Genomic DNA, 13,439 nt, shown 5'->3' with positions numbered 1-13,439 from the left:
CGGGCGGCCCGAGCGCTTGCCGGTGCATGACGCTGGTGGATGGGTCGGCCGCGCCCCTCGGCGGTGTGCGCGGTGTGCCGACGTGGGACATGGTGGCCGTGACGGTCCGCCGACTGGGCCCGGGAGAGCGGCTGGACGGCGGCGACGGCGCGATCTGGGCGCTGGTCCTGGACGGCGACGCGCGGCTGGAGACGGCGGCGGGCGCCGAGGCGCTGTGTGCCGGGGACGCCTTCCACGTGGACGCCAGGACCACGTACCGGCTCGTCGCGCCGACCCGCGCGGAGGTGGCCGTCGGCACTCTGCGGGCGGTGCCGCCGATGCCGAGTCCGCTGGTGGCGCGGGACTTCGCGGGGCGCAACCGCGGCATCGTGGAGCTGGTGCGGATGTGCCCGCTGGACCCGAGGCACGGGCATCCGCTCTTCGCCGCGAGCTACGGCGGGCTGATCCAGGCCGCCATGGTGCAGGCCGTCGAGGAGAGCGCGCGGCAGCGCTCGGACCCGCGCCTGACCGCGCTGGTGTCGGCGCTCGACGCGCATCCCGGGCGGGCCTGGACGGTGGACAGCATGGCGCGCTTCGCGCACCTGTCCCGCTCGTCCCTGAGCGAGCGCTTCCGCCGCGAGCTGGGCCGCAGCCCCGCGCAGGTGCTCCGCGAGGTACGCATGCGGCACGCCCGCGAACTCCTCGCCGGTACGGACAAGCCGGTCGAACGGATCGCCCTCACCGTGGGCTACGGCTCCGCCGCCGCCTTCAGCCGCGCCTTCTCCGCCGACCACGGCCGACCGCCCCAGTCCTGGCGCTCCCACCCGGGGTCCGGGCGGCCCCCCGAAGCCGATGCCGCCTGCGGCGGCGGGTCCGGGGAGTAGCGCGGGTCGCGTACCGGCCGTTCAGGCCGGGGGCCTGGCGAGGAGGCCGAAGCCGATGCTGCCCGCGAGTGCGGCGGCGGCTCCGACCAGGAGGGCGCCGCGTACGCCGCCGTTGTCGACCACGGCGCCGCCGATCGCGGAGCCGGCCGTGATGGCCACCTGGAAGGCGGTCACCTGCAAGGAGAGGGCGGATTCGACGCGCTTCGGCTCGGCGCGGGTGACCCACAACTGGGTGGCGACCGGGACCATGTTGAAGCCGAAGCCCCAGACGACGATCGCCACGACCGCGACGGGGAGCCCGGAGGTCGTGCCCAGCACGAGCAGGCTCGCGCCGAGCAGGACGGGCGCGACGACGACGGCGAGCCCGAGACGCCGGGAGAGCGCTCCGGCGGCGAGGTTGCCCGCGAGGCCGCCCACACCCCAGCCGAGCAGCAGCCAGACCGTCGTACCCGAGGTGACCCGTTCGATCGCGAGCCGGATGTACGGGTAGGCGGCGAAGTTGCCGAAGGCCAGCAGCACGATGCAGCCCACCCCGGCCATCAGCCGCCGGTTGGCCAGCGCCTGCCGGAGCATGCCGAGCCCCGCCCCCGGCTGGGCGGGCACCGGCGGCAGCGTCGCCACCACGGCGGCCAGCGCCAGCAGGCTCAGGCCCGCGGCGGCCCAGAACACCGGCCGCCAGCCCACCGCGTCGCCGAGGACCGAGGAGAGCGGTACGCCGACGATGGTGGCCGCGCTCACGCCCAGCGCCAGGCTGGTGGACACGACGTGGTCGCGCCCCGGCGCCGCGCTCGTCCCCGCCCCGAGCGCGAACGACCAGAAGCCCGCGATGGCCACGCCCAGCAGCAGGCGGCCCGCGAGCAGCAGCGGGAAGTTCGGCGTCACCGCCACCACCGCGTTGGACAGCACGGCGGCGGCGAGCAGGCCGATCAGTACGGTCCTGCGGTCGGTGCGCGGCAGCAGCACGGCGATGGTGGGCGCGGTGAGCGCGCCCGCGATCGCCGTGGCCGCGACGGCCAGCCCCGCCGTGCCCTCGCTGACGCCGACGTCCGACGCCATGGCGGGCAGCACGCTCGCGGGCAGGAATTCGCTGCCCACCAGGGCCCCGATCCCCAGCGTGAGCGCCGCGACCGGGGCCCAGGAGGCCGCGCCGGGTCCGCCGCCCGCGGCGGCCTCCACGGACGGGTCGTCCGTGCCGCGGACCGCCGCCGGCTCGGTACTGGTCGCATAGCTCTCTGAGGTCATGCGCCCAGTCTCACGGGCGCGGCCCGCCGCGGCTTGACCGTTCGGCCGCACTCCTTGATGGCGCGGCCGGACCCCCGCGACCGGACCTGTGGCTGGACCCGCGGCCGGACCCCCGCGGCCCGACCCGTGGCGTGGCCCGCTCAGCAGCAGGCCGCCGGGCCCTCCTGCGCCACTGCCGCCGGTGCCCCGGCGCCGAGCTGGACGAGTCGCGGCGTCGGGGCGCAACAGCCGCCGCCCTGACCGGCGTTGGCGTCGGCTTCGGCACCGGCCTCGTCGTAGAGGCCCGCGCCGCCGCAGACTCCGGTGTCGGGGAGGGTGAGTTCGACGCGGTCGGCGGCTTCGAGGTCTCCGGCGACGGCGGCGGCCACCGAGCGGACCTGCTCGTAACCGGTCATGGCGAGGAAGGTGGGCGCGCGGCCGTAGGACTTCATGCCGACGAGGTAGACGCCGCTCTCGGGATGGGCCAGTTCGCGGTGCCCGTGGGGGTAGATCGTGCCGCAGGAGTGCTGGTTGGGGTCGATGAGCGGGGCGAGCGCGACCGGGGCCTGGAGGCGTTCGTCCAGGCCGAGGCGGAGTTCGGACAGGAACGACAGGTCGGGGCGCAGGCCGGTGAGCACGACGACCTCGTCCACCGGGTCCAGGCGGCGGCCGTCGTCGCCGACCAGGACGACGCGGCCGTCGGCGGCGCGCTCGACGGCGTCGGTGCGGAAACCGGTGACGGCGTCCGCGTGCCCGTCGTCCACGGCGGCCTTCGCGGCGAGGCCGAGGGCGCCGCGCGCGGGGAGCTGGTCGGCGGTCCCGCCGCCGAAGGTCGAGCCGGACAGGCCGCGGCGCAGCACCCACACCGCGTGCGTGCCCGTACCGCCGTCGGCCTCGGCCAGGTCGGCCAGGGTGGCGAGCGCGGTGAAGGCGGAGGCGCCGGAGCCGATGACGGCGGTGCGTTTCCCCGAGTAACGGGCCCGTACGGAAGGGTCGTTGAGGTCCGGGACACGGTAGGCGATACGGTCGGCCGCCGCGCGCTCGCCGAGGGCCGGGAGCCCGTTGGCGCCCGCGGGGGAGGGCAGGGTCCAGGTGCCGGAGGCGTCGATGACGGCGGAGGCGAGGACGCGCTCCTCACGTCCGTCGGCGAGGACGTAGTCGACGGTGAAGGGCTGCCGCTCGCGGTCGGCGTCCACGATCCGGTCCCGGCCGACGCGGGACACGCCGGTCACCGTGGCGCCGTAGCGGACGGCGTCGCCGAGGACGTCGGCGAGCGGCTGGAGGTAGCGCTCGGCCCAGTCGCCGCCGGTCGGGTACGCCGCCGGGTCGGGCCTGGTCCAGCCGGTGGGGGCGAGCAGCTCCTCGGCGGCGGGGTCGGTCAGCTCGGCCCAGGTGGAGAAGAGCCGTACGTGCGCCCAGCCGCGTACGGCGTGGGCGGCGCGTGGCCCGGTCTCCAGCACCAGGACGGCCTGACCGCGCGCGGTCAGGTGGGCGGCGGCGGCGAGGCCGGTCGGACCGGCTCCGATCACGACGGCGGGCGGGGCGGTGGTGGACGCGCTCACGGTGCTTCCCCTCTGAGGTTTCTGGCTCCCGGAGTCCCGGAGTCCCGGAGTTCCGGAGTCCCGGAGTCCCGGACGCTCGGGAGTCTCGGACGCCCGGACTCTCTGATTCGACATCTGTCGATGTCCTGTGCCGCCAGCGTGGCACCTGAATCGATGACCGTCAAATTAGATGTCCGTCGAATCCGTCGCTCCCGACGTCCTGGCCGCCGCCCTGATTCGACATGTGTCAACATAGACGCATGTCGAAAACCGAGCCGCTCCCCGCGCCTGCGGCGGACACCGCGCCCTGCTGCCCGCCGCTGAGCGAGCGCGCCCTGACGGCCGAGGAGGCCGAGCGGACCGCGGCGATGTTCAAGGCGCTCGGCGACCCCGTACGGCTGCGGCTCTTCTCGCTCATCGCCTCGCACGACGGCGGCGAGGCGTGCGTGTGCGACATCTCCGACGTCGGCGTCTCCCAGCCCACGGTCTCCCACCACCTCAAGAAGCTCCGCGAGGCCGGACTGCTCACCTCCGAGCGGCGCGGGACCTGGGTGTACTACAAGGTCGCGCCGTCCGTCGTGGCGGGCATGGGCAGTCTCCTCGGCCCGCCCGGTGCCACGCGCCGGTAAGCGCTACGGCCGCGGCCCGCGCCGGGCCGCAGCGGCGGTCAGACGACGATGGAGGTCATGGCGGCCCACAGCAGGGGCGAGTGCTCGACGCGGCCGGTGGCGCGCCAGCGGGTGAGCCGTTCGCGCTGCCAGCCGGTGAAGTGGCGTACGGGGTCCGGGTCTTCGTGGGCGGCGTCCACGGCGAGGACCGCGTCGGTCAGGGGGCGTACGGACTCCGGCAGGCCGCCGAGGCGGTGGAAGGCGAAGCTGGTCGGGAGCGGCCAGCGCGCGGCGGTGACCAGCTCCGCGCCGTTGTGGAGCATCGCGGTCGCCAGCCCGAACGACTCGGCGAAGCGCAGGTCGCCGCCGCTCTCGCAGCCGATGAGGGCGACGCGCGGCGGCGCGGGCCAGATGCGGGCGCCCGGCTCGCCGTCCGCGCGCAGGGGGAGCGTGCCGAGCAGCAGGTCCTTGGCGGACAGCGGCCGGTGGGTGCGGACCGGCTCGGCGAGGCCGTCGGTGCCGGGCCCGCAGCACAGATGCAGGGTGCCGTCCTCGCTCTGCCCGCCCTCGACCGGCGCGCCGCTCACGTGCCCGACGTACATCAGCCGCCGTGGCCGCTTCCGCAGCGCCCCGCTCAGCCAGTCCCGGTCGAGGTCGGTACGGCGGAACGCCTCGGCGGGCGCGGCCACGGACGGTACGACCGCGCCCGCGTCGAGGCGGCGCCGGACGAGGGACAGCAACTCCGGGTCGGAGCCGGGCGGTCCGAGGACCGAGCCGAGCGGGGAGTCGGCCCGGAAGCCGGGCACGCGGGGGTCGAGGACGAGGACGACGGCGCCGGTTTCGCCGTGGGGCACGGCGACGGCGTCGGCCTCCCGAGCGTCGGCGTCCCGAGCGTCGGCGCCCGCGCCGGTGACCCGCGTCCGCCGCAACGACGCCGGTGCGGTCGTCACGACGTCCGCCAGCTCGATGAGCCGTACGTCGCCGGTGTCGTCGACGGCCAGCAGTTCCCAGGGGACCTGCGCCACCCTCGGCGACGGCTGGATACGGATCAGCGGACGGCCCGCCCGCGCCGCGACCTGCCGGATCTGCTCCGTCAGCCCCTCGGGCCACAGCGCCCGGGCCAGTTCCCGCGCGAGCCGGTGCTCGGCCTCGCGGTCGGTCAGCGCGCCCGTGGCGAAGGCGCGCCGCATTCCCTCCGCCCCGTCGCCCGCCCCCGGCAGCGCGGCGGCCAACGCGCCCACCGCGCGGTCGACTTCGTCGGCGGGCCCGTGGCCCGTGCCGAAACCGCGCACTCCGCCGGCCCACGTCCAGGCCATGAACAGGTCGTCGGCGTCGGCCAGCCGGATCTGGACCACCGGGCGGGCCGTGAGGTCGTCGGTGACCCAGAACGGCACCTCCTCCTCGTCCACGATCCGCCGCTGATAGCGGAACTCGGCCGCGGCAACGTACTCCTGGAGCGCGACGCGGCCGGACTCCGCCGACATCCGCACCTTCGGCGGCGGCGCGACGCGCAGTCCCGCGGAGGCGGCGGCGTCCGCCGCCACACCGCCGAGCGTGGGCGCGGAGCCGTCGCGCCCGCCGGGCCCGTAGACCTTCACGGCCGCGCCGGGGAAGACGGCGGGCCCGGCGGCCCCGGTGCGCGTGGCCGACGGCGTCGTACGGTCCAGGGCCAGGGAGGCGCCCGCGCAGCGGTGCTCCACCAGCTCGAACAGGAGCCCCTGGTCCTGGCGTCGTACGGCGAGCCGGAAGGCCAACGCCATTGCGTCGTCGGCGAGTTGGAGCCACTGGCTGCGGGCGTGGGCGGTGGCGAAGTCGTAGCGCGCGGCCTCCAGGGCCAGTGCGGCGGGAAGCGCGAGGGAGAGCGCGGTGCCGACGGACTCCGGCTCGCGGGCGCCGTGGTCCGTGACGTTCAGATTGTGCTCCAGGGTCTTCGCGAGCAGGAGATCGACCTGCGCGCACCGCTCGTACACCTCCCGCGCCTGGTACGCGTCGCGGGCCTGCTGGGTCAGCCGCTTCATCTCGGTGATGTCGCCCCGGTCGTACGCCTGTTGGGCGCCCAGCAGCATGGTGTCGGCGGCGGCGATGACGGCGCCGAGGCGTTCGAAGCGGGCCAGGCTCGACTCCAGCAGGCCGGCGGCGCGGGTGGCGTCGCCCCGCAGACCGGCGAGGTACCCGCGGGCCTGTTCGCAGACCGCCAGGTCACCGAAGCGCTCCTGTTGGGCGAAGACCGCCGCCGCCTCGGCGAACAGCCGTTCCGCGAGGTCCGGTTCGCCCCGGTGCATCGCGGTGTACGCGCGGTGGACGACCAGCGTTTGCTGCTCGCCGACGTCCCCCAGCGCGCGGAAACCGTCCTCCGCGCGGGTGAAGTAGTCCTCGGCCAGGTCGTACCGCCCGGTCGAGGAGCAGATCAGACCGAGGGCGGTCAGGAGGCGGGGCACGGTTTCCAGTACGGGACGTGCGGCGGCCTGCGCTCCGGGTTCCGTCGCGGCCTCCGTTCCGGGTTCCGTCGCGCTCTCCGTTCCGGGTTCCGCCCCGGCTTCCTTCGCGGCCTCCGCCTCGGCCTCCGGCATCGTGGCCAGCAGGGCTGAGGCGTGCTCCTCGGCTCTTCCCCACTCGCCGCGTTCCATCAGCAAGTGGACCCGTTTCAGGCCGAGTTCGGACGCGCGCAGCCCCTCGACGTCCTCGAATTCGGGCAGCCGGAGCGCCGCTTCGTCCAGACACGCCAGCGCCTCGTCCAGGCGCCCGGACCTGCGCAGCAGGTCGGCCCCGCAGAGCAGCGTCTTCAGCAGCACCTCCAGCCACAGTTGACGGCCGCGCGGTCCCATCGGCTCGGACGCGATGCCGTCCAGGAGGCGGCGGGACCGTTCGACGGCGTCCTCCGCACCGGTCAGGTCGGTGGCGGTGAGCCGGACGCTCGCGAGGTCGGAGAGCAGATGGGCCCGGAGGAACCGCACGTCGGGCGAGTCCTCGACGGACTCGGCCAGCGCGAGCAGTTGCTCGTACACGGCGGACGCGGCCCCGTGATCCGCGGCCAGTTGGTGCTCCTGCGCCAGCGCGAAGCCGGAGTCGAACGGCTCCCCGTAGAGCTGTATCACCTCCGCGTCCGGCCCGGCGCTCCCCTCGTCACCTGTCGTCATGCGTCAGTAGTCCTCACCCGTGGTGGTGGCGGCGACGATCTCGGCGAGGAAGGGGGCCGAGGGCGTGGCGCGGGCCGACGCGTCGTACGGCGCCGTGCCCTCGGCCGGTCGGGCCGCCGCGCTCACGAGGCGGTCCCTGACCAGCGCGCGGACCGCCTCACGGTCGGCGTGGCCTTCCGGGCCCGGACCGGGGTCGAAGCCCGGCAGCAGTACGGCGACCTCGAAGCGCGGCGTCAACTCCCCTGCGGACAGGCTCGGTTCCAGATCCGCGCGGCCGGTCCACACGTCGTCCCGCCGGGTGAGGGGCGCGCGGACCGGGAGGCCGCCGTTGACTCGTACCTCCGCGACGAGGGGCGCACCGCCGACGGGCGCCGCGATGTGCGCGACGACCTCGACCTCGATCCGGCGCCGCCCGCCGAGCGCGCGCGCCGTCCAGGACACCGCCGACTCGGCGGCGTCCACGAACCCGGGCGGGTAGCGGCGCCAGTCGTTGGTCCCGGTGCCCCGGGCGATCACCCGGCCGCCGACGGCGAGGGGTTCGCCCGCCGCGAGGGTGTAGCCGAGGCGGGAGGCGAAGAGCGCGCCGGGGGTGAGGGGCGCGGGTGCCGTACGGTCGGCGTCCAGGTCCGCAGCCTGGTCTTGGTCCTGGTCCGCAACCTGGTCCTGGTCCGCGTCCAGCTCTGCGCGGAGGCGGCGCAGCTCCGGTCCGTCGAGACCGGCGCCGTCGGCCGCGCCGTCGATCAGCCGCAGCACGCTCTCCAGGTGACGCGCGGTGTGCCCGGACCGCGGCTCCGCGCGCCACCACCGGACGAGCGGGTCGAGAGCGGCCTGATGGTCCTCGATCAGTTCCGCCACGCAGTCGTCCGGCTGGTCCCCGCGGTCGTCGAACAGCTCCTGGCACCGGTGGGTGAGCGCGGCCAACTCCAGCCCGAGGACGTCCGGTTCGAGCGCCGGAATCCCGTCCGCGTACGACGCCGGCCACCACCGGGAGGCCCAGTGCCCGAAGGCGAGGCGTGCGGCGGCGTCCGCCAGAGCGGTTCCGCCGCCGGTCACCCGCGCTGGTGCCGGGCCCGCGACCGTGTCCCCGGCCGCCTCTCCTGTCGTCTCCCCGGCCCCCTCTCCGCCCGCGCAGGACCGCACGGCAGCGGCGGCGCGCTCGCCGTACACCGCCCACAGCCACTGCTGCGCGCGCTCCACGTCGTGCACCTCGGCCACCGGCAGGACCGGGTCCCCGAGGACGGGCCAGAGCAGGACCGCGCCCGCGACGTCGAGGACGGCTTCGGTGAAGCCGGAGCCAGGGCCAGGGCCGGGGCCGGAGCCGGGGCCAGGGCTGGGGCTGGGGTCCGGGCCGAGCGGGTCGCCGCCGTTACCGGCAGGGGAGCCGTCGGGAGGGCTGGGGGAAGGGCCGGGACCGGCGGTGATCCGTACCGCCCCGTCCTCGCCCCGCGTGACGTAGAGGTCCGCGCCTGCCGCCATCACGCGCTCCTCGGCTCGGCCGCTTCGGCGGCGGCGCCCGCCGACAGGCTCCGCAGCGCCGACCTCACCCTCGCGCGGTGGTCCATCATCACCGAGCGCGCGACCCCGTCGAGCACCGCCCAGGCCGCCCCGGCGTCCGCCAGCGGCGCCGCGTGGACGTCCCGGCCGTGCAGCCGCACCCACAGCCGCCGCATGTACGCGGCCCACGGCGCGCGGAGGTCGTGCGCGAGGGCGTCCAGGACCCCGCCGTCCGGGTCGGGCCGAGGGGAGACCGTCATCCTGCGGGCGCGCAGGACCGAAGCCTCGCGCCGCCAGCGGCTGTTGACGGCCCGGTGTGCGGCCGTCCGCCCCAGCGCGGATTCGCCGCTGCCCAGCGGGTCGAGGCCGACGGCGAGCCGCGCGCCGAGGACCGCGGCGACCCGCAGGCTCTCGTCGTACAGACCGAGCGGGGCGCAACCGCGGCCGACCTCCCGGTCCACGAGGTCCGGCACAGCGGGCAGTTCGTCGCGCCGGGCCGACGACTGGAGGACGACGAAGAGCCGTTCGAAGAGCGTACGGTCCAGGGGCGCGGGAAGCGTGGCCGTCGAAGCGCCCCGTCCGACCTCGGGACACGGCGGCGACTGCCGGGCGGTGAGCCCGAGATGAGGCGGCAGATCGGCCCGGCCCCACACCCCGTCGCCCGCGTCCGCCGCCCACAGCGCCCGGCCGAAGGACGCGCCGTGGCCCGCCTCGACCATGGCCGCGTACCGCGCCGAATTCCGCGACCGGTCAAGGGCGTTGCTGCCGCGGTTGCCGCCTCCGCAGGACTCCAGCACCTCGGCCGCCGCGACGGCCGCCGCGAACGCTTCGGCGGCGGGGGCCGGTTGACGGCTTTTCCAGCGGGCGGCCAACTCCCTTTCGAGGCGGGCGCGTCGGACGCCGTCCGCCAGGTGCTCCTTCAGCGCCTCCACCGTGCGTCCGCCGGCCGTGTCGGCCACGTCCTCCACGACATCCCTGGCCACCGCGTCCGCACCGGCCGCGGGCGGCCCGTGTTCCGTGGCCAGTTCGAAGCAGCGCTGGAAATACAGGTCCTGGGGGTTGCCGGCCACGACGCCCAGCGCTCTGCGGGTCCTCTTGAGCAGCGTGAACCACCGCGCCGTCGCCTCCAGCCGCCCGCCGGACTCCCGGATCAGCGCCTCCAGCCGCGCGGCCTGCTCCGGCACGAGGAAGTCCGCCGCGAATTCGGGGTGCAGCGCCGGCCGGACGATCAGCGGCAGCACGATCAGCTTGACCGTCCTGGTCAACGGCGCCCCGCCGGGGCCGCTCAGCGATTCCAGCCCGGGCCCGAGGGCACGCCACGCCCGGTCGATGACCATGGCGCGCGCTCGGGCCGGGGCGCCGGTCGGCTGGCTGGCAGGCGGCATGTGAGGAGCGTACGTCGTACGGAATCGGGCTGGCGAACCTGGGATCGGTAGGTGTTCCCGGCCCCCTAGCGTCCCTGTCGTCAGCCCGTCGACCCCCGTCTCCGTACCGCACCGGGTGCGCACCGGGTGCGCGTCGGGCGTGCACAGGACGTGCACAGGCCGTGCGCCGGGCGGCACGGGACCGGGCATCACCAGAAGGAGCAGCCGTCATGGGAATCTTCAGGAAGCGCCGCCAGAGCCGCGAGGAGCGGGCGGCCGAGATCGCCGGCAAGGTGGCCAGCGGCAAGGGCTTCTACGGCCGTACCACCCGCGCGTTCCTCGGCGAGGAGGACTTCAGCCGGGTCCAGCAGTCCATCGGGGCGTACAACTCCGGCCTCGACGTACAGCAGTTGCTCGCGGCCGGGGCGCCGACCACCCCCGCCGTGGTCGTGTCGATCAGCGACACCGGCAGGCTCGTCAACTTCGACCCGGTGGTCGACCTGGTCCTCCAGCCGAACGGGACCGCCGACCGGATCGCGCTCCAGACCATCGTCTCCAAGCTGCGGATTCCGCGCGCCGGGGACCAGGTGCTGCTGGTGGCGGACCCCGCCCGGCCCGGCGGCTACCTGTACGCCGGGGACGGGGTCACGCCGTGAGGGCCGCCCGTACTCCGGCGCCGTGCCCCGTCCCGGTCCCGACGCCCATGCCGACGCGCCCGCCGACGCCGTCGCGCCCGCCGACGTCCGCGTTCGTGTCCGCGTAGGAAACTCTCCGGGGAGGGTCACATGCGGAGCTACGCCGGTGCGTTCATCGGCAATCTCCTCTTCACCGCGATCTGCTGCATCGCGGGCCCGTTCTTCCTGCTGATGGGGCTCCAGATATGGCACGGCGGGACCGACCGGGGCGCCGCGCTGGCCTGCCTCGGCGTCGGCCTGGCCGGCACGGTCACGATTCCCGTCGCGGCCTACACGTCCACGCGGCAGGGGTTCCCCCGGATCACGCGCCGGGACCGGGCGAAGGACGCCAGTGTCCGCCACGACGACGACACTCTCGTGATGCTGACGCCGGAGTCCCCCAAGGGCCCGGCGCGGGCGTGGCTGGCGCGGGCCGACGTCCTGGAGGCGTCATTGGTGCGCTACAGCCCCGACGGCGAGGCCACCTTCACGAAGCACTTCGGCAACTACACGCCCGACGAGTTCACGCCGCTGATCCGGCTGGGGCTGCGGGTGCACGGCGTCGAGGGCGCCGACCCGTTCGAGGTCACGCGGGAGTGGCGGGTGCCGTCCATGTGCCTGTCCGCCGTGACGGCCGGGCGCCTGGTCGTCCTCGTCCACCCGGCCCCTTCCGCCGGGCCTTCCACCGGACCTTCCGCCGGACCTGCCGCCGGGCCTCCCGGCTCCTCGGACGCCGTCCCCGGCACAGCCTCGGACGCCGCCCCGGCCACCCCCGGTGAGATCACCGCCCAGTGGCCGCGCAGCCTGCTGCTCGCGGGGACGAGGACCAGTCGGCTGCTCGACCTCGACGGCCACCGCACCGACGTCACCCGGCGCCCCGGCCGCCTGCTGGAGCAGATGCGGATCTCGCGGGCGGCCGGAGGAGTCGTGATGACCGGCGACACCATCGACCTCCGGCGACTGGACCCGCACACGGCCGGGCGCTACACCGCCCTGGCCGAGCGAATCCGCGCCCACCCCGAGGACCGCGCACCGGTCACGGAACCGGGGGAGGAGTCCCGCTGGATCGTGGACGAACTGCCCGGCGCCACGGGCGAGTTCGGGACCTCGGGCCGCCGCTGGTCCCGCCGTGGCGGCCACCTGATCCGCGCCCGCTTCGTCGAACTGCGCGGCACGACCACCTTCCAGGACCACGGCCCGGTCCTCGACACCGTCGTCCGCGTCCAACCGGAGGACGGCACGCCCCCGTTCGACGCCGCCCGCCGCCTGACCCTCCCGATGAACTACCTCGCCGTCCTCCACCGCACCCGGGACGTCGTCCTGTACGTCGCCCCGCGCGGCACGTCCTACGTCGTCGACTGGCCCCGCACCAACCTCCTCGCGGGCGTCACCCCCGCCAAGGTCATCACCCCCGACTCGGCCGAACTCCCCCTCACCGGCCGCCCCGACCTCATCTGGCCCCTGATGACCCTCCTCGCCGCCCACGGCCTGTCCGCCCCGGCCCCCACCCTCGACCTCCGCCGCCGCCGTATGGCCCCCATCGCGCCGTTCGCCCTGCGGATACTGGACTCGGCACCTCCCCGCTGACCCGGCGAAGTCGGCGCGGGCCTCCCACCGCGCCGCCTCCGCCGAGGCAACCGCCCGTGCCGAAAAGAGCCGTTAGAGGCGGCGGCCCAGCAAGTGGGCGTCGAGGAACCCCCGTTCGGAGGCCGGGTCGTGGACCAGGCGGGCGAGGTTGAACAGCCCCGCCCCGGCGAGGAGTTCGGCGAAGCGGTCCACCGGCCAGCTGTAGGCGGGCGTGACCTTGTGGTCGAAGCGGACCGGCTCCGGCCCTTCGGTGGCGAAGAAGGAGGTCATGAGCAGGCCGCCCGGGGCCAGGACGCGTACCTGTTCCGCGAGGAGCGCGGGCACTTCCTCCGGCGGGGTGTGGATCATCGAGTAGTGCGCCAGCACGCCGCCCAGTGCCCCGTCCTCGACCGGCAGCGCCTCCATCCGCGCCTCGTCGAACCGCAGCGCCGGATGAGCGCGCCGGGCGTGGCCGACCATGCCGGGCGAGAGGTCGAGCCCGAAGGCGTCCAGCCCCAGGTCGTGCAGCATGGCCGTCATGTGCCCCGGCCCGCACCCGAGGTCGGCCGTCCGCACGTTCCCCGTCCCGCGCACCAACTCGGCGAAGGTGCCGAGCATGCCCCGCGCGAACGGCTGCGTCTCCAGCCGGTCGGCGAACAGCGACGCGTACAGCTCGACGACCCCGTCGTAGGCCGCCCTGGTCCCGTCCTGGTGTTCCGCCACGCGAAGGAAGCTAACACCTCCGCCACCGTCGCCGCCCCCGTGTGACAGGCCCCGCCCGGCGCTCACGGACGGCCCCGCCCGGGGCTCAGGGGTGGCCCCGCCCCACCCCGTCCACCTGGACTTTTACGGGCCTGGGGCCGTTCGACTGGGCCGCTCACCACAACGGCCGAACCTGGCCCGGTCGGTCACGGTTCGTGTCCGCCGCCGGCCCGATCCTGGCGGCGGACCGCATCTGCCCAGGCCGTGGG

At 75.4% G+C, this 13,439-nt stretch carries 10 protein-coding genes; 4 read left to right on the top strand and 6 right to left on the bottom strand.

What is annotated here, in order from left to right:
* Positions 1 to 26: 26 nt before the first annotated feature.
* Positions 27 to 863: a helix-turn-helix transcriptional regulator gene (locus ACIQCJ_RS27195; protein WP_402712813.1), complete on the top strand. Its 837-nt coding sequence runs from the start codon at positions 27 to 29 to the stop codon at positions 861 to 863.
* A 21-nt stretch (positions 864 to 884) separates the two neighbouring features.
* Here ACIQCJ_RS27195 and ACIQCJ_RS27190 read toward each other — a convergent pair whose 3' ends face one another.
* Both ACIQCJ_RS27190 and ACIQCJ_RS27185 read right to left on the bottom strand, forming a co-directional pair.
* Entirely contained in the window at positions 885 to 2,105 is a 1,221-nt protein-coding gene (locus ACIQCJ_RS27190) for an MFS transporter (RefSeq protein WP_402712812.1), read from the bottom strand.
* Positions 2,106 to 2,245: 140 nt separating this feature from the next.
* Entirely contained in the window at positions 2,246 to 3,646 is a 1,401-nt protein-coding gene (locus tag ACIQCJ_RS27185; RefSeq protein ID WP_402712811.1) for an NAD(P)-binding domain-containing protein, read from the bottom strand.
* 239 nt (positions 3,647 to 3,885) lie between these two features.
* Here ACIQCJ_RS27185 and ACIQCJ_RS27180 point away from each other — a divergent pair, with 239 nt between their 5' ends.
* Positions 3,886 to 4,254: a metalloregulator ArsR/SmtB family transcription factor gene (locus tag ACIQCJ_RS27180; protein WP_355340076.1), complete on the top strand. Its 369-nt coding sequence runs from the start codon at positions 3,886 to 3,888 to the stop codon at positions 4,252 to 4,254.
* A 38-nt stretch (positions 4,255 to 4,292) separates the two neighbouring features.
* On the opposite strand, the gene ACIQCJ_RS27175 is transcribed toward ACIQCJ_RS27180, so the two are convergent.
* From ACIQCJ_RS27175 to ACIQCJ_RS27165, 3 genes are read right to left on the bottom strand one after another with little or no spacing between them, the layout of a single operon-like run.
* Entirely contained in the window at positions 4,293 to 7,370 is a 3,078-nt protein-coding gene (locus tag ACIQCJ_RS27175) for a hypothetical protein (RefSeq protein WP_402712810.1), read from the bottom strand.
* Between the two features lie 3 nt (positions 7,371 to 7,373).
* Positions 7,374 to 8,846, bottom strand: a complete 1,473-nt coding sequence (locus ACIQCJ_RS27170) for a hypothetical protein (protein ID WP_402712809.1) — start codon at positions 8,844 to 8,846, stop codon at positions 7,374 to 7,376.
* The gene (locus ACIQCJ_RS27165; protein ID WP_402712808.1) at positions 8,846 to 10,249 is read right to left on the bottom strand and encodes a hypothetical protein; all 1,404 of its coding nucleotides are present in this window, start codon (positions 10,247 to 10,249) and stop codon (positions 8,846 to 8,848) included. The genes ACIQCJ_RS27170 and ACIQCJ_RS27165 overlap by 1 nt, the downstream gene beginning before the upstream one ends.
* 209 nt (positions 10,250 to 10,458) lie before the next feature.
* Here ACIQCJ_RS27165 and ACIQCJ_RS27160 point away from each other — a divergent pair, with 209 nt between their 5' ends.
* Positions 10,459 to 10,884: a hypothetical protein gene (locus ACIQCJ_RS27160; RefSeq protein WP_402712807.1), complete on the top strand. Its 426-nt coding sequence runs from the start codon at positions 10,459 to 10,461 to the stop codon at positions 10,882 to 10,884.
* Between the two features lie 129 nt (positions 10,885 to 11,013).
* A complete protein-coding gene (locus ACIQCJ_RS27155; protein WP_402712806.1) occupies positions 11,014 to 12,489 on the top strand; it encodes a hypothetical protein in 1,476 nt (491 codons plus the stop codon).
* Between the two features lie 72 nt (positions 12,490 to 12,561).
* Here the strand turns inward: ACIQCJ_RS27155 and ACIQCJ_RS27150 are convergent, their stop codons facing one another.
* Complete coding sequence (locus tag ACIQCJ_RS27150; protein WP_402712805.1) at positions 12,562 to 13,191, bottom strand: class I SAM-dependent methyltransferase; 630 nt, start codon at positions 13,189 to 13,191, stop codon at positions 12,562 to 12,564.
* Between the last annotated feature and the right edge of the window lie 248 nt (positions 13,192 to 13,439).

Origin of the sequence: Streptomyces sp. NPDC093221 (assembly GCF_044753885.1) — a bacterium.
Classification (GTDB): domain Bacteria; phylum Actinomycetota; class Actinomycetes; order Streptomycetales; family Streptomycetaceae; genus Actinacidiphila.
This window is presented reverse-complemented; position numbering and strand designations above follow the sequence as displayed.